At 58.2% G+C, this 22822-nt stretch carries 13 protein-coding genes; 11 read left to right on the top strand and 2 right to left on the bottom strand.

Features of this window, described 5'->3' with window-relative positions; all coding sequences use genetic code 11:
• The first annotated feature begins 96 nt into the window (after positions 1-96).
• From WCO56_14875 to WCO56_14855, 5 genes are all read left to right on the top strand, one after another.
• Complete coding sequence (locus WCO56_14875; protein MEI7730855.1) at positions 97-2451, top strand: HEAT repeat domain-containing protein; 2355 nt, start codon at positions 97-99, stop codon at positions 2449-2451.
• A 336-nt stretch (positions 2452-2787) separates the two neighbouring features.
• The gene (locus WCO56_14870; protein MEI7730854.1) at positions 2788-3903 is read left to right on the top strand and encodes an AAA family ATPase; all 1116 of its coding nucleotides are present in this window, start codon (positions 2788-2790) and stop codon (positions 3901-3903) included.
• Positions 3900-4589 carry a DUF4276 family protein gene (locus WCO56_14865; protein ID MEI7730853.1) on the top strand — a complete coding sequence of 230 codons (690 nt, stop codon included), beginning with the start codon at positions 3900-3902 and terminating at the stop codon, positions 4587-4589. Before WCO56_14870 ends, WCO56_14865 begins: the two co-directional genes overlap by 4 nt.
• A gap of 243 nt (positions 4590-4832) precedes the next feature.
• On the top strand, positions 4833-6095 hold the full coding sequence (locus WCO56_14860; protein MEI7730852.1) for a DNA repair exonuclease: 1263 nt from the start codon (positions 4833-4835) through the stop codon (positions 6093-6095).
• Positions 6092-9592: an AAA family ATPase gene (locus WCO56_14855; protein ID MEI7730851.1), complete on the top strand. Its 3501-nt coding sequence runs from the start codon at positions 6092-6094 to the stop codon at positions 9590-9592. Before WCO56_14860 ends, WCO56_14855 begins: the two co-directional genes overlap by 4 nt.
• Positions 9593-9770: 178 nt before the next feature.
• Here WCO56_14855 and gnd read toward each other — a convergent pair whose 3' ends face one another.
• Entirely contained in the window at positions 9771-11234 is a 1464-nt protein-coding gene (gene gnd / locus WCO56_14850; protein MEI7730850.1) for a decarboxylating NADP(+)-dependent phosphogluconate dehydrogenase, read from the bottom strand.
• Between the two features lie 325 nt (positions 11235-11559).
• Between gnd and WCO56_14845 the strand changes: the two genes are divergently transcribed.
• From WCO56_14845 to WCO56_14820, 6 genes are all read left to right on the top strand, one after another.
• Positions 11560-13326, top strand: coding sequence for a family 78 glycoside hydrolase catalytic domain (locus WCO56_14845; GenBank protein ID MEI7730849.1), 1767 nt, complete (start codon positions 11560-11562; stop codon positions 13324-13326).
• A 27-nt stretch (positions 13327-13353) separates the two neighbouring features.
• Complete coding sequence (locus WCO56_14840; protein MEI7730848.1) at positions 13354-14490, top strand: hypothetical protein; 1137 nt, start codon at positions 13354-13356, stop codon at positions 14488-14490.
• Between the two features lie 37 nt (positions 14491-14527).
• The gene (locus WCO56_14835) at positions 14528-15583 is read left to right on the top strand and encodes a glycoside hydrolase family 88 protein (GenBank protein MEI7730847.1); all 1056 of its coding nucleotides are present in this window, start codon (positions 14528-14530) and stop codon (positions 15581-15583) included.
• Between the two features lie 113 nt (positions 15584-15696).
• Complete coding sequence (locus tag WCO56_14830) at positions 15697-16725, top strand: response regulator (GenBank protein ID MEI7730846.1); 1029 nt, start codon at positions 15697-15699, stop codon at positions 16723-16725.
• Between the two features lie 5 nt (positions 16726-16730).
• Positions 16731-18155, top strand: coding sequence for a response regulator (locus tag WCO56_14825; GenBank protein ID MEI7730845.1), 1425 nt, complete (start codon positions 16731-16733; stop codon positions 18153-18155).
• 22 nt (positions 18156-18177) lie between these two features.
• Positions 18178-21036 (top strand): ATP-binding protein, encoded by a 2859-nt coding sequence (locus WCO56_14820; protein ID MEI7730844.1) that lies wholly within the window; start codon positions 18178-18180, stop codon positions 21034-21036.
• Positions 21037-21369: 333 nt separating this feature from the next.
• Here WCO56_14820 and WCO56_14815 read toward each other — a convergent pair whose 3' ends face one another.
• Positions 21370-22410: a Fic family protein gene (locus tag WCO56_14815; GenBank protein MEI7730843.1), complete on the bottom strand. Its 1041-nt coding sequence runs from the start codon at positions 22408-22410 to the stop codon at positions 21370-21372.
• Between the last annotated feature and the right edge of the window lie 412 nt (positions 22411-22822).

The following is a 22822-nucleotide window of genomic DNA, read 5'->3' as shown; positions in this document are numbered from 1 at the left end:
GGTTCGGTCTTCGGATTTGATGCCGCGTTACTGACGTTACTGTTGTGCTTCCTCAGTGCGCCCCTTCACAGCGCTGATTTGGATGAAGCGTCCTGCTTGAATCTCCTTCGCGGCGAGGGCACGCTTCAGCAAAAGGACGCCGCGTGCGCGCGGTTGAAGCGCATTGGCACCGCGCACTCGGTGTCGGCTCTGGCGACGTTGCTGGGCGATGAGGCACTCTCCCACTCCGCCCGTTTCGCGCTGGAGTCCATGCCGTTTCCCGAAGCCGGGAAAGCGTTGGTGGACGCACTTGGACGCACGACGGGCCTGACGCGCGAAGGCATTATTTACTCGCTGGGCAACCGGCGCGAAACCAATGCGACGGTCATGTTAATCAAGGGGCTGGCGGAAACGGAATCCGGTACTGCGGTAGCCGCCGCAAACGCGTTGGGCAAACTGGCCACGCCAGCGGCGGTCCGTGCCTTGCAGTCTGCGCTACCCGGCGCGCATGAACCGTTGCATGCTGCGTTGGTGGATGCATTGTTGACTGCCGGGAATCAACTGGTGACGGGCGGCGATCGCAATCGGGCAGCGGCGATCTTTACGCAACTGGGCTTGACGGAAACCAAGGAGCCTGTGCGCCTCGCCGCGTTTGCAGGCGTCATCCGCTCCGTCCATGAGGACACGCTGAACGTCCTGGTCCTGAACGCCATTGCCAGTCAGGATCGCCCGCAACAAATGGCGGCATTACAAGCGGTGCGGATCCTGTCTGCGCCCGGCACCACCGAAGCACTGGCGGAATTGTTGTCGAAGGTCGCCGCCCATGTGCAGGTCGCGCTGGCGGGCGTGCTCGTCCAGCGCGGTGATTCCGCCGCCGCTCCGGCGGTCGCCGCGTTGCTGAACCGTCCCGAATTGGAGGTGCGCCTTGCGGCGATGGCCGCGCTGGGGTTGCTGGGTGACGCTTCGCACGTGCCCCTGCTGCTCGCGAAATGCCGTGCCGCCGGGGAGCCTGAGCAAGCGGGCGCGCGTGAAGCGTTGCTCGAATTGCGTCGCGGCCCGGTGGCGGCGGCGCTGATTGGGCAATTGGCGTCTGCCGATTGGGAAATCCAATCAGAAGTAATCCGGACGCTGGCCGGACGTGCGGAAAAATCATGCGTGCCGAAACTGCTGGACCTCGCGCGCCACGGCCCGGACGTGCCACGCAAGGCCGCGTTGCGCGCGTTGATCGGATTGGCGGATGCACGCCATTTGGCGGCGCTGACCCAGTTACTGGTGGAGACAAAAAATCCGGCGATGCAGGCGGACCTTCAGGCGATCCTCGCCGGTGTCTGCGAACGTTCGCAATCGCAGGCGGGCTTCGACGTGACGCCTATAGTGCAAGGCGTTGCCAGTGGCGATGCTGAAACTCGCATCGCCCTGCTGCCGGTTTGCAGTTCGATCAAAGACCCACGCATCCAAACTGCTCTGCGCGCGGCATGTGAGGATTCGGATGCCCGCGTGAAGACTGCCGCGCAGCGAGCGTTGTGCGCCACGCGTGACACCGGGTTGCTCCCGGAAATCCTGACGCTGGCCGCCAGCGCCAAAGAAAATTCCGCGAGTACCCTGGCCATTCGCGGTGCGATTCGGCTGGTGAGCCAGGAAGAGGGCGCGGCGCTGCCATTAGCGCAACGCATTGAAGTCCTGAAGCAATTATTGTCGCTGGCAAGTCGCGTGGAAGAGAAACGGCTGATCCTGGCGGGCGCGGCGAATCTGCCGGCACCGGAAACCTTGAATCTGGTTCTGCCGCTCTTGGAAGATGCCAGCCTGCAAGCCGAAGCCGCGCAAGCGGTCATGCAAATCGCCGGGGCGATTCGCGATGCGCACGCCACGCTGGCACGTGCCGCGTTGCAGAAAGTTTTGGCGGCCAATCCCGACGCCGAACGTCGTCAGGCGGTGGAACTGCTTTTGAAACAGATGGAGGCGGCGGGCGACTACCTTAAGGCGTGGCAGGTGGCCGGCCCGTACCAGCAAGCGGGAAAAACGTACAAGGATTTGTTCGATCTCGTTTTTCCCCCGGAGAATCCCGGCGCGCGCGATGTGAACTGGCGAATCCTGCCCGCCGGTACCGATGCCAAACGGCCTGGCGCGCTGGACCTCCTCAAATTCCTCGGCGGCGAGCAGCGCGTCGCGTATGCCCGCACCCGCGTTTACTCCGGCAAAGAACAACCTGCCCGGCTCGAACTGGGCAGCGATGACGGCATCAAAGTCTGGCTGAACGACAACGTCGTGCATGCCAATAACACCGCCCGCGCCCTGGTGATGGGCGCGGACAAGGTGCGGGTGGACCTGAAGCAGGGATGGAATACGCTGTTGCTGAAAATCACGCAGAATAACCTGGGCTGGGAATTCTGCGCCCGCCTGGTCAAGCCCGACGGCACCCGGCTGGATGATCTGACCAGCGATACCAGCTTTCCCGTCGAAGTGAACCGGTGAGTTTCAATCAGAGCCTCCGGTTTGCTGGACGATGAGGCTACCGTTGCCTCTGTGTGGGGTGGGACGGCGGTGCCGATATCGAGGGGAACAGTTCAGTATTGCCAACCGCCGCCTAGCTCTGGCAGTCTCTAGCTCGATGGAAAGTTAGTGAATAAACGTGAAAAACACGACGATGACGGCGAACCAGGATTTTCAGTACGACGTCTTCCTGACCCAGAGCAAAGCGGGTAAGCCGCGAGTGCGACGGTTGGCGAGGCGCGTGGGCAAAGTTAATCTGTCACCGTCGAACATGAGAAAACGCCCTAAGCAATCCTTTTTAGTTGGAGAATGACGAACATGCACTTACTTGAAACACTGAGCCTCAAAGGTTTCCGTTCCATCAAGGAATTCGACAATTTCACATTTGGCCCTATCACTGTACTCGTTGGAGCGAATGGATCCGGTAAGTCGAACCTCATCGGGTTCTTCCGCATGATGAACCATATGATGCAGGGCGGACTCCAGGGGTTCCTGCAAAATGGTGGCGGTGGCTCGAACTTCCTCCATTTCGGTCCGGCGCGAACGCGCTTCCTCGATGCGAAGCTGGCTTTCCGCAGTGATTCAGGGCTAAACACGTACCGTTGCGAATTAACCTTCGCAGCGGTCGATCGCCTCATGTTCGTTCTGGAGGAGTTGCAGTTTCAGCGGGGCGGCACAACTCCGCCGATAACAATCCCGCTTGAGAACAACGAGCCTGTGGAAAGCACACTAAGCCGGTATCTGGCACCGGATCTCAAGACGCATCGTTTCATCAAGTGGTTCCTTGATAAGACACGGGTTTTCCATTTTCACGACACCAGCATGACGTCGCGGATGCGGAATTACTGCGACGAGGACGATGCGTCATATTTGCGCGCCGAAGGCGGCAATCTAGCGGCTGTGCTGCTGCGGCTGCGAACGGAATTCTCCGCCAATTATCGGCGCGTCGTCGCCGGAGTGAACACGATCTTTCCAGAGCTGAAGGACTTTCATCTCGAGCCTACGGCCGGCAACGGCAAGGGGCTGTTGTTGCGCTGGCAACCGACCAGTAATCCAACGGAAATTTTCGGTCCCGCGCACCTCTCGGACGGCACGCTGCGGATAATCGCGCTCGTGACACTCTTCAATCTGCCGGAGGAAATGGCGACATGGATGATCATTCTCGATGAGCCGGAACTCGGCCTGCATCCAGCCGCGGAGGCGTATCTCGCCTCACTCATCCGCAGTGCCTCAACGCAAACGCAGGTGCTCCTCAGCACACAGTCGGCGACGCTAGTTGATCACTTCAAGCCTGCTGAAGTCGTTGTCGCCGAGATGCATGAAGGCGCTTCGACCTTCAAGCGACTCGACGAGGAAAAGCTCGGCCACTGGTTGAAGCGCTACACACTCGGTGAGGCCTGGCGGAAGAACGTATTCGGAGGCCGCCCAGAATGAACCTGTTCATCTACGTCGAGGGGCAGGAGGAAGAGCTGTTCGTGAACCGTGTGTTGCGCGGTCATTTGCATTCTTTCGGTGTCATCGTTCAGAAGCCAATCCTGGCCGCGACCAGCTTCCGGATCGGTGACGACGCGGAATCGGATGTGACTGTTGGCGGCGTCACAAACTACGACGCGATCCGCGAAGACATTGTTTACCAATTTGCCACCAGCGAGATTCAGGCTGCGGACGTGCTGACCACTCTCATCGACCTCTACGCGCTTCCGGCAAGTTTTCCCGGTCATAAGGAAGCACTTGCACAGGGTCTCACCGGCGGCAAGAAGGCGGCGCACATCGAGCAGGCGTGGAAGGCGGCAATCGGGCAAGCGAACTTCTTCCCCTACATTCAGGCGCATGAATTCGAGGCGCTGGTCCTCACCCGCCCTTCAGTGCTCGCGGAGTTCTATCCTGAACGCGCCGCCGGCATCGAAAAACTCCGCGCGGAATGCGCGCCGTTTTCCACGCCCGAAGAGATCAATGAAACCAAGGCAACTTCGCCCTCGCACCGCATCCTTGCTCACGTCCCAACCTATCAGAAGATTGACGGCTTTCGCCACCTTCAGGACATCGGTTTGCCCGAAATCAAGGTGCATTGTCCCCGATTTAAAGCGTGGCTCGAACGGTGCGAAACGTTCTTCCGCTGATACTATGCGACGGACGTAGGTTGCAATCGTCATGGGCGACATTGTCAAATTTAAAAACCGTTACCAATTAACAAAATTCATTATTTCTAGCAGATTTGCGAGAAAAATCATTAGAAATATCGCGTAACAGCGTCAATTCAGGCAAGCAGGCATTTGCCGCCTGACGACAAGTGAACGCATGAAGCGTGCCCCCCAAGTAATTTCCTATTGATTCCCGGCCTTGCCCAACACACAATCTCCGTTATGAAATTCATCCACACTGCGGATTTGCATCTCGACAGCCCGCTTCGGGGGCTGGAACGCTATGAAGGCGCACCGGTGGATGTCATGCGCCAGTCCACCCGCCGGGCATTGGAGAATATCGTCGTGCTGGCGGTGCGGGAAGGGGTGGATTTTGTCCTCATCGCCGGCGATATCTATGATGGGGATTGGCGTGATTTTAACACCGGATTGTTTTTTGCGCGCCAAATGGCCCGGTTGCGTGAGGCCCGCATCCCGGTTTTCCTGATTCGCGGCAATCATGACGCCGCCAGCCAGATTACCCGCGAACTCAGTCTGCCGGACAATGTTCATGTATTCTCCAGCCGGACTGCGGGAACGAACGTTTTGGAATCGCTGGGCGTCGCTGTGCATGGACAAAGCTTTCCCAATCGCGAGGTGCCAGAAGACCTCAGTCGGAGCTACCCGGAGGCTCGCGCGGGGCTTTTCAATATTGGTTTATTGCACACCAGCGCGGATGGTCGGGAAGGGCACGCCGCGTATGCGCCCTGCACGCTTGATGGGTTGCGCGCCAAGGGCTACGATTATTGGGCGCTCGGTCACGTGCATCAACGTGAAGTCCTCTCCCAGGAACCCTGGATCATTTTTCCGGGGAATCCGCAAGGTCGCCATGCGCGCGAAACCGGCCCTAAAAGCTGCACCTTGGTCACCGCCGATAACGGACGCATTGCTCAGGTGCAAACCCGGGAAGTGGATGTGGCCCGCTGGCTCCAGTGCGAGGTGACCGCCGCCGGCATCAACCGTCCGGAAGACCTGTTGGAAAGCGTGCGCCGGTTGTTGGATAAGGAGGTCAGCAACGCCGAGGACCGCGTGCTAGCCGTGCGCCTCCTGGTGACTGGTGCCTGTCCGGCGCATGGCCGTCTGATCGCGCAATCCGAACAGTTGATGGCCGAATGTCGTCAGCTTGCCAACGACGTGGGGAAGGGCCGCATCTGGATGGAAAAAATAAAAATCGAAACGCGTCCGCTGGCCGGCGCGGTTGAACCTGGCCAAGGCACCACGCCCCTGGATGACCTATTGCGCTATACCCGCGCGTTGCCGGAAAATCCGGCGGAACTGCAATCACTGGCCCTCTGCCTGGATGCCTTAAGCAGAAGACTGCCACTGGAACTGCGCCAGGGCTTGGATAGTCTGGACCTGCAAAATCCGAAAACCCTTGCCGCCCTCGTTCCGGAGGCAGAAAGTTTGTTGCTCGCCAAAATCCAAAACCCGGAGGTCGGCCAATGAAATTCTTAAATCTGCGATTGCTCGCTTTTGGCTGTTTCACGAACCGCACGCTCGATTTCTCGGCGGCCGACCGGAACTTTCATGTCATCTATGGCGCGAATGAAGCGGGCAAAAGCACCTCCCTTCGCGCCGTCAAGGGTTTGCTGTTTGAAATCCCCAGCCGCACTGCGGATGATTTCCTCCACAAAGCTGCTAATCTCCGGGTTGCCGCCGAGCTGCTTCGCCAGGATGGTCAACGCCGGACGTTTGTCCGTCGCAAAGGCAACAAGGATACCCTTTTGGACGAACAAGAGCAGCCGTTGCCCGCGACCGAATTAAACGGTTACTTGGGCAATCTGGGCCGCGCAACCTTCGAGTCCGTGTTCTGCCTGGATCATCACGTCTTGCGTCAAGGAGGCGAAGACTTATTGGCTGGCAAGGGCGAGCTGGCCGAAAGTTTGTTCCAAGCAGGGACCGGACTCACCGGTTTGCGCAATATCCTGGTGCAGTTGGAAGGGGACGCGGAAAGAATTTTTAAACCGCGCGGCAGCACCGGCAGCTTGAATCAATGGCTGGGTACTTATGAAGAAGCGCGCCGCCGCAGCCGGGATCTTGCTTTGTCTCCCAAGGATTGGACCGAACGCTCCGAGCACCTGGCGCACATGCAGACCGACTTGGAAACACTCAGAAAAAGTCTGAACGATCAACGCGCGCAACTCAGCCGCCTGGGCCGATATCAGGTGGCCCTAAAACATTTTAACCAATATAAACTCCACCTTGCGGAACTGGAGCAACTCAACCAGGTGGGGTTGCTACCGCCCAACGCGCCGCAGGAACATGCCGAAGTCCGGGGCACCATAAATCAGACCCTGGCGCAAATCGAACTGACCAAAAAACGAGTTGGCGAGCTGCAGGACCAACTGACCCAATTAACTGTTCGCGAAGATTTATTGGCCCACGCTACGACGATCAGCAATCTCGTTCAGCGAATGGATGGTTATCGCAATGCCCTGCGCGATCTGCCCACCGTTCGGGCTGAACAGGAACAGCTTATCACCGAAGCCCGTGACTTGCTTGCCGAACTCAAGCCTGGCCTCGCACTGGAACAAGCTGATACCTTGCGTATCACAACCGCTCTGCGCGAGCGGGTCAACAAGTTGGCCCGGGAATATCCGACATTAATGGAACGGCTCGATCAAAAAAAGAACGTGCGGAACAAAGCCTGGAAAAATGCGGAATCAGCCCAAGCCGAACTGGCGCAGTGCCCGGCCACTCCCGTTTTGGATGACTTGGAACACGCGTTAGAAAATTGTCGCGCCCAAGGTGACCTCGAAAGTCAGTTGCGAGAGGAGGAACAGGCGTTAAAAACCTTGGACCGCGAGGTCAACCTGCTGCTGAACCGTTTGGGCTTGTGGTCCGGAACTCTGTCTGACCTGACCCGGTTGCGCGTGCCGTTGCCGGAATCCGTGGAAAGGTTTGATCGGGAACTTCAAGCGCTAACGAAGACGCAGGACAATTTGGCCGAACAGGCAAAGCGTCTGCGCGAAAGTCTGGCTAACGTGGAGCGTGAAACCCAGTCGCTGCAATTGGCCGGTGCGGTGCCTACCGAAACAGACTTGGATTCAGCGCGTACGCGGCGGGAACAAGGATGGCAATTGGTGCGTCGCGCTTGGCTCGAAAAACAGGCTGACGCAGCGGCGGAACTGGCGTTCGACAATCAGCACAAATTACCGGAAGCCTTCGAGCAAAGCGTTAAAACCGCAGACGACCTGGCTGACCGATTACGCCGTGAAGCAGACCGGTGCGCACACCTGGCCAAGCTGCAGGCGGGTAAATTTGAGGATGAAAAAGCGCTGCAAGAAGTTTTGAAACAAGAAGCAGAGTTGGGTTGTAAAATGGCTGATTGGCAAGCTGGCTGGCGGGCTGAATGGCGGGGTACCGGTTTTACGCCCTTGACGCCAGTGGAGATGCGCGGCTGGTTGGGACGTTACGCCGTGTTGCTGCAAAAGGCAGAGGAACCGCGCCGCATACAAGACCGGGTGGAACGGTTAAAAGAAAATCTCAAAACCCACCAAACCGCTTTACGGATCGAGTTGGAAAAACTGGGCCAAACTGCACCCGCCAATGCCGACTCGCCGAGCGCCCTGATGAAATTCGCGCAAAAGTTCTCCCGACAGATCACCGAAGCCATGGAAACCCGGAAGGATTTGGCGAAAAGCGTCAAACGCCATCAGCAGGAATTTACTCGCGGAGAAGAGGAGTTGCAACAGGCGCAGCAAGCATTGGATGCGTGGCGAAGCAGTTGGGTTGAAGCACTCGGCCGCGCCCAACTTCCCTCCGATACTCTGCCCGAGGATGCGCTGGCTTTGCTGACCAAGTTGGACCGGCTATTTGATTGCTTGCGGGAACAGGCCGGCCAGAAATCCCGCATTGATAAAATGCGGGAATATCAGGAAGCATTTGAACATGATGTGCGCGCACTCGTTGGCGCGCTCGCCACCGATTTGGTGTCTTTGCCTCCGGATGCCGCCGCTGAGCAGCTCCACGCCCGCCTTGCCCGCGCCAAAAGCGATGAAGTTAAACGCCAGGGGTTGCAACGGCAACTTACTCAGGAAACAGCCTCGCTGGCGGTGTTGGAAAGCGCGCAGTCACAAGCCGAGGCCCAACGGAAAACCCTCCTGGAACGCGCCGGTTGCAACACTTCCGCTGAACTGGAGATCGTTGAACAACAGTCGCAAAAAAAACGGGAAACGCAACAGAACCTGACCGCGCATCGTGAAGCGCTGGAAAACCAGTCCGGCGGCGCTCCCCTCGAAAAATTTCTGGAAGAACTGTCCGCGCTCATGCCGGATGAATTACCTGGCCAGAAGCGGGAGCTGGAGCAACAGATTTTGACGGATGAGCAGCGGCAGGCGGAACTCCTGAAGGAAACCGCCCTTGGGGCGCAAAAATTGAAAGAAAGCGACGGTTCAATCCAGGCCGCGCAAGCCGCGCAGGAAGCCCAGGAGGCGTTGGCGCAAGTCCGCGAACTAAGCCTTCAGTACGCCCGTCTGCGGCTCGCGGCAGAAATGCTGCGACGGCAAATGGAACAACACCGCGAGAAAAACCAGGACCCCGTCATCTGCCGCGCCAGTGAACTGTTTCCGCGCCTCACGCGCGGTTCATTTGCCCGGCTCAAAGTTGGCTTCGATGACCATGATCAGCCCATTTTGTTGGGGGTGCGCCCTGCGGGTGAAGAGGTTCGGGTCACCAGCATGAGTGATGGCACGCGGGATCAACTTTTCCTGGCATTGCGATTGGCCAGCTTGGAGCGGCAATTGCAATCGGCGGAACCCGTGCCCTTGATGGTGGACGATATCCTGATCAATTTTGACGATGACCGCGCGAAGGCCACGCTGGAAGTGTTGCGCGACATCAGTCATTCCACCCAAGTCCTGTTTTTCACCCATCACACCCGGCTTAAAGAATTGGCCCGCGAAGTAATCGGAGAGAAACAGCTTGTGGTACATGATTTATAGGTCGGGGAGGCAGCGGCTCACGACATGCCAAGGTGGCCTCTCCAACTTTAAATTTGGCGGACTGAAAGTCCCTGCGATGACAGCATCGAGAGCCACTCTGCCGCAAAGCTGCACCCAAAAAGTAAAAAAGCCGCGCCTTGCGGCGCGGCTTGAGAAATGACGGTAAAGGTCTTCCGGTTTATACCGTATAGGTGGAGGAAGCGGTGTTGCCGCCGCGTCCGGTCCAGTTGGTATGGAAGAACTCGCCACGCGGTTTGTCCACGCGCTCATAGGTGTGCGCGCCGAAGTAATCACGCTGCGCCTGGAGCAGATTGGCAGGCAGGGTCTCGCTGCGGAAACCATCGAAGAAGGCCAGTGCCGTGCTGAGCGCGGGTACCGGAATGCCTTTTTTGACGGCGGTGGCCACGACATTGCGCCAGGAGCGCTGGCTATCCTTGATGGCCTTCTTGAAGAAGGGATCGAGCATGAGGTTTGAAAGCTTGGCGTTCTTGTCAAACGCTTCCTTGATCTTGCCCAAAAACACGCTGCGAATGATGCAGCCGCCGCGCCACATGAGGGCGATCCCGCCGTAGTTCAGGTTCCACTTGTACTGCTGGGCGGCGGCACGCATGAGCATGTAGCCCTGCGCGTAAGAAACAATCTTCGAGGCATACAGCGCTTTGCGGATATCTTCGATGAACTTGGCTTTTTTGGCGGCGTCTGCGCTGATGAGCGGGCGGGGGCCCTTGAGTTTCTTGGCGGCGATTACGCGTTGATCCTTAATCGCGGAGATGCAGCGGGCGTACACGGCTTCGGCAATCAGCGTCACCGGAATGCCCAGCTCCTGGGAGGACATCACGGTCCATTTGCCGGTGCCTTTCTGGCCGGCGGTGTCGAGAATCTTGTCCACCAGCGGCTGGCCATCGGCATCCTTGACTCCGAGAATGTCGCGGGTAATTTCGACCAGATACGAATCCAGTTCCCCCTTATTCCATTCGGTAAAGACCTGGTGCATTTCATCGGCGGTCATACCGAGGCCGACCTTCATCAGGTTGTACGCCTCGCAGATGAGCTGCATGTCACCGTATTCAATGCCGTTATGCACCATTTTCACATAATGCCCGGCGCCGTTTTCGCCAACCCAATCGCAGCAAGGGACGCCACCATCCACTTTGGCCGAGATGGCTTGGAAGATGTCTTTGACGTGGGGCCATGCGGCGGGGCTTCCGCCCGGCATGATGGAGGGACCACGGCGGGCGCCTTCTTCGCCACCGGAAACGCCGGTGCCGATGTAGAGCAGGCCCTTGCCTTCCAGGTACTGGGTGCGGCGCGCGGTGTCTTCAAAGAGGGAGTTGCCGCCGTCAATGATGATGTCGCCAGCTTCCAGGTGCGGCAGGATTTGTTCGATGAACTCGTCCACCGCTTTGCCGGCCTTGACCATCAGCATCACGCGACGGGGCCGTTTGAGCAGCGCCACCATCTCGGGGACGGAATGCGCGCCCAGAATATTGGTGCCCTTGGCCTCGTTGGCCAGGAAATCATCCACCTTCGAGGTAGTACGGTTGTAGGCCACGACGGTGAAGCCGTGGTCGTTCATGTTCAAAATCAGGTTCTGACCCATTACGGCCAGCCCGATAACAGCAATGTCAGCTTTTGGTTCCATAATTAATGTTCAAAAAGTAAGCACCAACTATAACCGTCCTGCCAGAGGATTCCAGCAGTTTTTTTGACTTTTTCAAGGGGCGTCTGGGTTAAGGCGGGCTAAACTTGTAATTATCAGGGGGAAAGGAGTTGCCCTAACCGGCAAAAATACTCTACCATAAAACGATGCACCGGGTAACCAACCATGCAGGCGTGTGGAACTATCGCGCGCGGACTGTGCCAACAGGATGAACCCTGTAGCGCCAGATGCCAGCCATGCCGGGCGAACAGCGCCAGCGGAGGGTTTTTACCTGCCTGCATTGCAAACGGATTCCAGAATCACCGATATGAAAAACCGAGTTCCATTGTCTTTGTTAAGCGCCTTGCTCGCGCTATTCCCTTGCTTTACGTTCAAAGCCCGTACTGCGCCGGTACATCTCGTCCAGGAAGCGCCCGCCCAAATCAGCCGGGTTGCGCCGAACGTGGTCCTGGTGGATTTTGGCCGCGTTGCCTTCGGCAATTTGCGCCTTTCTCCGCCCGCAGGCGCCAGCGGCAATGTCACCATTCATTTCGGCGAGGCGTTTGCCAATGGCCGGATCAATCGCAAACCGCCTGGTACCGTCCGCTACGCAAATACCCCTATTACTCTCGAAGGGGCCAAGGCACTCGTTGCCGCCCCCCCCGCCGACGCACGCAACACCAAACCACCCGCTGCTGTCCTGACGCCAGCGGAATGGGGTGTGGTGCTGCCGTTCCGCTGGGTGGAGATTGAGGGCTGGCCAGGCGAGCTGAGGCCGGAGCATTTACGGCGGCAAGCCGCCTTTGCCAGCACTTGGGACGATAATGCCGCGGCCTTCCGTTCTTCGGATGAGTTGCTTAACCGCATCTGGGAATTGTGCCGGTACTCCATCAAGGCCACCACGTTTGCCGGCGTGTATGTGGATGGCGACCGCGAGCGCATTCCGTACGAGGCGGACGCCTATCTCAACCAGCTTGGTCATTATGCCTGCGATCCCGATTTCCAGATGGCCCGTGACACCTATGACTGGCTGATGAAACAACCCACATGGCCGACGGAATGGGCTCCCCACATGATTTTTGTGGCACATGCGGATTGGATGCAGACGGGCGACACCGCATGGCTGGCGCCGCGTTTTGAAGCGCTGAAAGCCAAACTTCTCCTCAAACGCGCGCGGGCCGACGGCCTCCTCACTAGCACGCCGGAGCATATCAAGAAAGGGGATATTGTGGATTGGCCGGTTGGCGAGCGGGATGGCTTTGTCTTCACACCAGTCAATACGGTGGTGAACGCTTTTCATCTCCGCGCCTTGGCGCTGATGGCTGAATTGGCAACGGTCCTCAAGCAAGACGCGGATGCCGCCGATTACGCCCAGCGTGAACGGACCACCCGCGCGGCTTTTCAGGCCAAACTTTTCGATGCCACGCGCGGCCTTTATCGCGATGGGGAAGGCACGGAGCACGCTTCCCAGCACGCGAATCTCTTTCCGCTGGCCTTTGGCCTGGTGCCCGCTGAGCACCGCCCGAAACTGGTCGAGTGGGTTGGAAAGCGCCAGATGGCTTGTTCGGTTTATGCGTCCCAATACCTGTTGGAAGGACTCTTTGAGAACGGTGCCGCCAGCCAAGCCCTGGCACTCATCACCGCCCCCACGGACCGCAGTTGGAAGCACATGGTGGAGAGCGGCACCACGATTTCTTGGGAGGCTTGGGACCAGAAATACAAGCCGAACCAGGATTGGAATCACGCCTGGGGTGCCGCCCCCGCCAATCTGCTGTCGCGTTATGTCCTTGGCGTGAAGCCGCTCAAACCAGGTTGGAGCCGGGCCGTGATTCGACCGAACCCCGGCACGCTGAAATCCGCCGAAGGAAAAATCCCCACCCCACGCGGCCCGGTGGCGGTTCGGTGGGAGAGCGGGACCACCTTCAAACTCTCACTCGCGTTGCCACCCACGATGAGTGCCCAAGTCCACCTTCCCGCCGCCGAGAACTCAACCGGGGTATTCGTCGGCGGTCAGCCCGCCAACGCGAAGCGATCTGACGGTTGGTGGCTGCTTGATAAGAATGTCAGTGGCACTTCAGTGATCGAAGTGCGGTAATTGACTTTCACCCGATTCACTCAATTTATGAAAACCACCAGTGCTCTTTTGTTCGCCGCCCTGTTCGGGGTGGCAACGACTGTCAAAGCCGGGGAGGCGGTAAATCCTTCCTTGGCGACCGCAGGTAAATCCGCGCCGCCCCTCACCACCGTCAGCATTGACGGTGATCGGTTCCTGATTAATGGCAAACCCACCTACGCGGGCCGCACCTACCAAGGCAAACGCATCGAAGGGCTGTTGTTGAACGCCCGCATGGTGCAGGGAATCTTTGATGATTTGAATCCCGATACCGTAAAAAAATGGGCCTACCCCGATACCGGTCGCTGGGACGCCGAGCGCAACACCGATGAATTCATTGCCGCGATGCCCACTTGGCGCGCGCACGGGCTGCTCGCTTTTACGATCAACTTGCAAGGCGGCTCACCCGAGGGCTATTCCAAGGCGCAACCGTGGAACAACTCCGCCATCGCCCCTGACGGTTCTCTCCGGCCTGCGTACATGGCCCGCCTTTCCCGTATCATCAACTCCGCCGACCGGCACGGCATGGTGGTTATTCTCGGTTATTTTTATTTTGGGCAGGACGAACGCATCACGGATGAAGCCGCCGTCATCCGCGCCGTGGACCATGCCACTCGCTGGGTCCTCGATAACGGATGGCGCAATGTATTGATCGAGATCAACAATGAATGCAACGTCCGCTATTATCACGAAGTGCTTAAACCGGCGCGGGTTCACGAGTTGATTCAGCGAGTCAAGGAAGCCTCCCGGGACGGGCGGCGACTGCTGGTCAGCACCTCGTATGGTGGCGGAACCATTCCCGGAGAAAACGTGGTGCGGGCGGCCGACTTTCTCCTGATCCACGGGAATGGCGTCAAGGTTCCCGCCAAGCTGTCGGAGATGGTTCAACGCACTCGTCAAGTGCCTGGTTATACGAGCAAGCCGATTCTCTTTAACGAAGATGACCATTTTGATTTCGACCAATCGGCCAATAACTTTCTGGCGGCCATCGGTGAATATGCCGGTTGGGGTTACTTCGATTTTCGCAAACCAAATGATCCAATGCATGTTGGCTATCAAAGTGTACCTGTGGATTGGTCCATCCATTCACCCCGGAAGCAGGGCTTCTTCAAGCTGCTCGCGGAAATCACTGGGACCGCCAAATAGGGAAGCAGGCACATCATACGGTGAAAGCAACGACGTTATGAAAATCAGTTTATTTTTGGCGGCGGTTTGGTTGAGCGGTGCTTCGTTGGCAGCCGAGGAGATTATGGCGCTATTGCATCGGGTCAACGATTGGCAGGTTGCCCATCCGAAAATGAAAGCCAGTGACCGCAACTGGGAACGCGGCACTTGGTACACCGGCGTGATGGCGGTACAGAAGGCAACCGGTGACGAACGGTTTCTCCAACAGGCGATGGCATGGGGGCGGCAGCATCAGTGGCAGGTGGGCACGGAGAAATCGGGAGCCAACCGCCTGTTCTGTGTCGAAACCTGGGCCGAATTGTATTTCATCAAGCGCGATCAAGCAATGATCGAACCGGCGATCCAATGGCTCGGTACAGCCGCCAGCAACTCGCCGGCCGGAGCCAAGGTCTGGTATCTGGAAGGTGGCCGCCGGTATGCCGATTCGTTGTACGGCGCGAGTGCGCTGGCGATGATGACCAAGGCGACCGGCGATAAGAAGTATCTCGACTCGATGCACGCGTTCTTCTGGGATGTGCAGGCGGAATTGTTCGATCAGGATGATGGGCTGTTCTACCGCGACAAACGATTCATCGGCCAGCCGAACAAAAACGGGAAGAAAGTGTTTTGGTCGCGCGGCAATGGCTGGGTACTCGGCGGAATTGTTCGCGTCCTCGAATACCTGCCCGACCACGACCCGCAACGTCCGCGTTACGTGGAACTGCTGAAGACGATGGCTGCCGCCATTGCCAAGCGCCAGGGTGCTGACGGGCTCTGGCGGCCGAACTTGGCCGATCCTGACGACGTGGCCGTGCCGGAAAGCAGTGGCACTGGATTTTTCTGTTACGGCCTGGCATGGGGCATCAACCACGGTTTGCTGGATCGCGAGCCGTATCTGCCGGTTGTCAGGAAAGCGTGGGCCGGACTGGTGCGTTGCGTGAACGCGGATGGTCAGGTCCAATGGGGCCAGCCGGTGGGGGATCGTCCCGTGAACCTACAGCAAACCGAGACCCATGAATACGTTACCGGTACGTTGCTGCTTGCCGGGAGCGAGATGTTAAAGCTAAGCCAGTGATGTTTGCGGTGACCATTGCGGTGACGTTGCGGCGCGCGCCGCGACCGATAAAAATTTTATGCAGTCTTGCCAACAAGGCTTGCTTAAATTGGTTTCTTTGATACCCTTTTGCCATGAGTCAACGCGCCTTCATCAGTGCGGCTAGCGAGCGGGCGGCAGATTTGCCACCACCGCTGCGGCGTGTCTATGAGCCGCTTGGGCCTGAGGCTGGCCAGCATCGTCCAATTCAGCTTGTCCCACCGGGGGGGCCGCCGCCGTCAACGCAATCACCGTCGGATTTGGCAGGCAAGGTGCCACAACCATCCGGCGAAGGTTATCCCGTGAGTATCCTGCTGGCGGATGATAACCAGATCAATCAGCAAGTCGGGCTCAACCTGCTGCAGCGCATGGGTTATACCGCCGACCTCGCCAGCGATGGCCGGGAGACCATGGAGGCGCTGCGCCGAAAGCGGTACGACTTGCTCCTGCTCGACATCCAAATGCCGTTCATGGACGGCTTTGAGGTCGCCCGCAGCGTCCGCCAGCAGGAGCGGGAAGCCGGCGGTGCCGGCAATGCAAGTTGCGCGCCGCCGCTCGTCATTGTCGCCGTCACTGCCAATGCGATGCATGCCGACCGGGAACGCATGATGGCGGTCGGCATGAATGATTGTCTCGCCAAGCCGGTTAATTTTGCGACGTTCAAGGACACGATAACGAGATGGCTCCGCTATGTGCAACTGTTCCGCTCCATGGCTGACAAGCGGGCGGTGCAAGCCCCTGAAGCCGCCGCCGCCCGATCGGGTTCTCCTGCGGGGCGGGAGGCGGATCGGGAACCGCCGGTGGACCTGGCCCGGTTTCGGCAAATCGCCGGGCCTTCCAAAGCGGAGGCACAAGACTTGCGGAGACTGTTTCTGGACCGCACCGCCGAGCTAATGCGGCAGCTTGAACAGGCGCTGGTGGAGGGCCACATGGCGGAAGCCAAAAGCCTGGCGCATAAAGGGGCTGGCTCCAGCGGCACTTGTGGCATGACCGCTCTGACCCGCTGGCTGAAAGAAACCGAACGGCTTAGTGGCGCCGGCCAGTTGGCGAACGCGCAAACGGCCTTTGAAGAGGCGCAACGCGAGGCGGAGAGCGTCCGGGAATTTTTGCTCCGAGAGATCTAAAGGATATGAATCTATCTTCATCCACAGAACGCCGGCGGCTGCTTATCATTGAAGATGACGCCATCATCTCGAACGTGTATCGCAGCCGGTTTGAACGCGAGGGATACGAGGTGGAGATTTGCGCCGACGGGCAAAGCGGCTTTTATCGCCTGCATGAAAGCACCTTTGCGGCCGTGGTGTTGGACCTGATGCTGCCGCAGATGAACGGGGCGGACATTCTGGGTAAAATCCGCGCGCAGAAACGCTTCGAGAAACTGCCCGTGGTGGTATTGACCAATGCGCACCTTTCCCAACTGGCTGACCAAGCCCGGAAGGCGGGAGCCAATTACGTTTTAAGCAAAAGCACGACGCCTCCGGCGCAAGTGGTCGAAGCCGTTAATGCCTGTCTGGAAGGCCCTACTTATGCCGCCACGGGCTTGGTGCAAGTTGGCGGGGGGCGTTCGCTGTTGCCAAGCGGTGCCGAGAGCCCCGCCCCGCTTCGCCAAGGCAGTGAGCCAGCGGGCTCCCCGCCCGCCATCGCGGACTCAAATCGAGAGCCCGCCTGGCTCTTGGAGCCACCCTCTGACGCCGCTGGGATACGCCCGACGCAAGAGGGCCGGATGCTTCCCTACGACGCGGCGAAAATACCGGCGAAAAGCGCACCGGTGGTGAACGCCCCATCTGAGCTGGCCCAAGCGCAGTGCGGGAGGGAGCCTGGGGTGCCTGCCGCAAATAACACGCCGCTGCTGCAAACATCTGGCGCGCCGCCCCGGGACGCCCACACTTTTATCCAAGAGATGCGCGTCTGGCTCAAGACGCTTAACAAGGCGGATGACCAACCAAAGAAGCTGGCCTGCCTGCAAGCCATGGTCGGTCTGGTCCATCCGCTGGCCGGAAGCGCTTTGCCGTCCGATTCTCCGGCACTACGGCGCCTCGCCGAGGCTTTCGAGGCGTTGCTCTGGGAACTTTACGGAAAACCCACCGTCATCACGCAGTCCACTTTGATGACCCTGGCCAAGACGACCGATTATCTGGCTCAATTGATGGAGCATCCCGAGGTGGGCCGGGACGTGGCCCAACCGTCGGTGCTGGTGGTGGATGATGACCTATTTTCCCGGCGTGCCACCGTCAAAGCGATGGAGAAGGTCCAGATCAAGCCCACCGTCGAGGAAAGCCCGGCGCGGGCCTTGGAACAACTGCAGCACACCAAATTCGACCTGGTGATCACCGATGTGAATATGCCGGGCATGAGCGGATTTGAACTGTGCAAGCAGTTGCGCGCCACGCCAGCCAATCGTACCACGCCCGTGATTTTTGTGACCGTCCAGGATGATTTTGAACGGCGCACTCATTCCGCGCTCAGCGGGGGAAATGAACTGATCGGCAAGCCTTATCTCTTGATGGAATTGGCCGTCAAAGCACTCGGCCATGTGTTGAGGAAACCCGCCTGATTCTCCAATCCCGTGTGGTCCCATGAAAATTAACGAATTCAAAGACCTGGTCATTCCCTCGGAGATACCGAGAGAGCCGGAGTTGCCACAATTGTCCGAAACGGATTTGGAACAACATCTGAATCTGGTGGTACGCGACAAGCTGCTTCGGGTAATGTCCAGTCTGACGCTGTTTTACGTGTTGTATGGGGTGTATGCCGTGGTGGTGTACCCGTGGACACAGGCCTTTCCGATGCTGCGTTTGTCACTTTGCTCCGCCGCCCTGGTGGTGGGGCTGGGGTTTGCCTGCCGGCGGTGGCCGGTGCCCGTGCAATACGCGCATCCATTTAGTTTCTTTCTGGCGGGGTTGGTGTTGAGTAATTGCTGGCTGCACTTTTACCTTTTTGAGGATCCCTACCAGACGTGTGTGCTGATGCTGCTGATTGTGGGGGCCGCCACCTTGGTTACCGCGTTCCGATGGTTCCTGTTGATCGTGGTCGCCACGATTCTGGTATGGGGTTGCGCCGCGCTGGGCGGGGACATGAGTTGGTTCTATTTCGGATTCGGTTTGCTGGCGGCGACCCTGTTGGGCCTGATTCTCAACCGGGCGCATATTGGGCGGGAGCGGGAATTGGCATCCCTGGCCTTTGTTTTGGCCGACCGCCGGAAACATCTGGGCGAGTTTGTGATGCGCACTCACGCGGCGGAGGAGCGTTGCCACAAGATGGCCGAAGCCACGTTCGAGGGGATTCTATTCCACGATGCCGGGAAAATCATAGATGCCAACCAGGCGGCCTTGGAGTTGTTCGGCTATGAACTCGAAGAGATTCGCGGCCTCGAGATTTTGGACCTGATCGCGCCGGAATCGCGTCAGTTGGCAGCGAACCAACTGCGCTTTGGCACCGTGCAATCCAACTGCGTGAACGGCCTGCGCAAGAACCGGACGGAGTTTCTCATTGAGATCTTCAACAAAAGCATTTCCATGCAGGACCGGCCGCTGCTGGTGATGGCGGTGCGCGATATCGGTGCCCAACGCGAGGCGCAGCTTGCCCTTGGGCGTGAAAAGAAAGAACTCGAAGCCCAGTTCTCCCGGCAGATGGCGATCACCCAGCTTGATGGCGGGGGGGAGCAGGTGGAAGACCCGCAGGTCATGTTGGATCGTATCACTCGCACCGCCACGGAAATGCTGCCTGCCAGCCTCGGTACCTGCGTCCTCTTTTGGAAGGGCAACGAGAGCGTGTTTCAAGTCGGCTCCGTGTATCCCCCAAACACCGGGCTGAAGCCGGGGACGCTCGTGCCGGCCACCATGAATTCCGCGCATGCGTATATTCTGGAAAGCGGCGAGCCGCTGGTGCTCTCCTCCATCAGCGGCGATTCGCTGGGCATCCGCCAGTCGTTTCCGGGTTTGCCGATTCAGGCGTGCGCCGGTGTTCCGCTCCTCAGCAACGGACGGATCATTGGCATCCTCTACGCCTTTGATAGGTTATCCCGCCAATATCGCAGCGAGGATATGGAGTTTTTGCGGGCACTGGCTAACCGCGCGTCCATCATTTTGGGCAAGAGCCAGCTCTTTCACCAACTGCGCATCGCCAACCAGAGTCTCCAGTCCCAACATGCAACGTTGCAACAAACCATTGGGGAACTCGAAACCGCCAAAACCACCGCGGAAGAGGCCAACCAAAACCTCCGGTTCAAGCAGGAGCAATTGCAGGAAACCATTGTGGAATTGGAACGGGCCAAGGAACTCATCGAATCCGCCGCCCGCGCCAAATCGGAGTTTCTCGCCACCATCAGTCATGAATTGCGCACGCCGCTAAACGGCGTGCTGGGCATGGCCGAAATGCTGCGCACGGCAGACTTGGGGGCGCAACATCAGGTCTCGGTGGAAATGCTCTGCGAAAGCGCCAAACGCCTGCAACGCCTTATTGAGCACATGTTGACCTTCGCCGACACCCGCGAGCAACATCTCGGGTTGAAGCGCGAACCGCTTGATCCGGCGTTGTGCGTGCGGCAGGCCGTCGAGGAATTCGCCGCCGACGCCCGCGCGAAGGGCGTGCGGCTCACCTGCCAGCCTGAGGAATCGCTGGCGGGCTCATGGTTGGGGGACCCTGGCAAAATCCAGGAAGTTTTGCGGCAATTGGTTGGCAACGCGGTCAAATTCACCGACGCGGGGGAAATTATTGTGACCTGTAAGGTACGGGAAAACGAACCTGGCGGGGCACGATTTCGCTTTGTCGTGCGTGATTCAGGAGTTGGCATTCCGGAAGAGGCACGCGGAAGGATCTTTGGGCTCTTCAGCCAGGCGGACGGCAACGCCACGCGCCAGCATGAGGGGGCCGGGCTCGGGCTGGCCTTGGCCAAACAACTCGTCAAACTCATGGGCGGCGAGATTGATTTCACTAGCCAGCCGGGCCGCGGCTCCGAGTTCTGGTTTGAAATCACCGCTGAAAGCGCCACGCCGACGGGCGGCGACAGCGCCTTTCCATTGGTCCCGATCGCGAAAAACGGCCTCATGCGCCTCAAACCCGCTGCACGCGTACTGGTCGTGGACAGTGAATCCGATCACGGCAAGGATTTGGCGGCCAAACTCCAATCCCTCAACTTCCGTCCGCTGGTGGTGCAAAGCAATTACGAAGTCATTCCCGCCTTGCAGCGTGAAAAGGTTCTTTACGACCCTATCCAGGCGGTCATTCTTGACGCCTCGGTGTCGCTTGAAGAAACGTTGTTGCTCGCGGAAACCTTGCATGGCGATTCAGCTCTGGCCGTCCCCGCCCTGATCTTGATGCTGCGGCCTGGCCAGAATCCCGACGCGCAAATGTTCCGCCAAGCGGGCGTGACCAGTTGGTTCTTCAAACCCGCTGCCCGGAACAAGCTGGCCGAATGTCTTAACCAGCTCAGTTAGTGCTGCTGCATTCACTGCCGAACACCTGCTACGGTGGATGAACGATGCAGCAGGTGGGTGATGCCGGAGACAGCGCGGCAAAAGCCCGAGAAAAATTCATGCTGACTATGCGCACGGATTCTTGCCGAAAGGTTATCCGGACGTAGAAACTCTCTTTCGGCTAAGCATGTAGTCACGGCCGGTTTGCTTGTCAGGGACGGGAGGCAACTCACCCGGCCTCCACCATAAAATCAGAGGTCTTCAGGCTGTTCCTGCCATAACGGGACAGCGAGCGGCGAGTTGGCCGAACTTGGGGTATGCTACTATGCCTCCCATAATCGGTCAAAGGCGGGGTTACTGTGTATTATTCTGCCGTCCCGACTCATTCCTGGGCAACCGGTTATGTCCACGGTTGGACAACCGATACCGTTGCGTGGGGCTGCGCGGTGAATCTGGTTGCGTCCGTTCGATCAAGTCTGCTGCCAAGGCGGGTTCCAGGTAATTCTTGCGGAAGGTGGGGCGATGGGATAACTGCAACCGGGACATCAGATCGGCCGCGGTTGCCTCACCACAGCTCAACTCGTCCAGCAAACGTTTTACTTGGTCGGTTACTTGATCGCTTACTTGGTCGGTAGTCCCGGCTTCCTGGATGGCTGCCTTGAGCGTTTCCAGCATGAATTCCACAAAGCCCGTTGCGTTCGCGTTGTTGTCGGCTTGGGCCAGGGTTCGATAATACTCTTCCTGGCGGTCCCGAATCACCGTTTCCACGGGTAGGTAAGCCAGCATTGGTTTCCACCGGCTGAGAATCAGCGTCTGCCATAGTCGGCCCAAGCGGCCATTGCCATCCGGGAAGGGATGGATAAATTCAAATTCATAATGAAAGACGCAATTGGCCACCAGCGGATGGGCATCGGTGCGCCTCAACCATTTCAGCAAATCATCCATCAGATATCCAACGCGTTCAGCCGGGGGAGCCATGTGAATCAATTGTTTACCGCGGAAGATACCCACGCCTCCTGTGCGGAATGCCCCCGGCTGATCCACCAGCCCCCGCATTAGCATCCCATGCGCCTCCAACATATTTTTGCGGGAAGTGGGGGCCCAGCGTTCCAGGCATTCATAAGCGGCAAAGGCGTTACGAACCTCCTGGATTTCGCGTGGCAATCCCAATACGCGTTTTCCGTCGATCACCGCAGTCACCTGTTCCAAGGTAAGGGAATTATTTTCGATTGCCAGCGATGCTTGGATGGATCGGAGACGGTTTCCCCGGCGCAACCGCGGCGTCAGGGTAGCGCTTTCAGTCACGGAGTACCGCCCAATCCATTCGCTAATTTCCCCAACCAACCGCAGGATGGCGGGGGTGAGAGTATATGGAGGCTGGTAATTGGGTTTCACGGTTAATTCAGAGTGCGATGTTCACACCATTTTTCACCAGAAATGATATTCAAGTGCCCTATAGATAGGAACGTGCGTTGATTATGACTGAGCATCGTGTTGGGCATTTTATTAGACTGACCGAGGAAAATCAAGCGCCAACAGGCCATCGCAAAATCGCCGACTCCAATATTTTAGTGGATAGCCTATCTGCTTGAGAAACTTTGACACCATAACTTTCCTTTGACGTTCGTCATTCGCCTTCCGGCAAGGGTATCCGAACGGTCACCTCGCCTTTCGTCTGACGTGGCGAATTTTCCACCCTTGGTTGGGAAGTATTTTCGGCAAATAGCGTGATAAATTCAGATCCCTTTTGTTGTTAACCTATCTTTCGACACTGGCGGCATTTTTTTTGAAGGAACGATGGATTCAT

It is taken from the genome of Verrucomicrobiota bacterium (assembly GCA_037139415.1).
Lineage (GTDB): Bacteria > Verrucomicrobiota > Verrucomicrobiia > Limisphaerales > Fontisphaeraceae > JBAXGN01.
The sequence above is the reverse complement of the archived record's forward strand: the minus strand, read 5'-3'. Positions and strand labels throughout refer to the sequence as shown.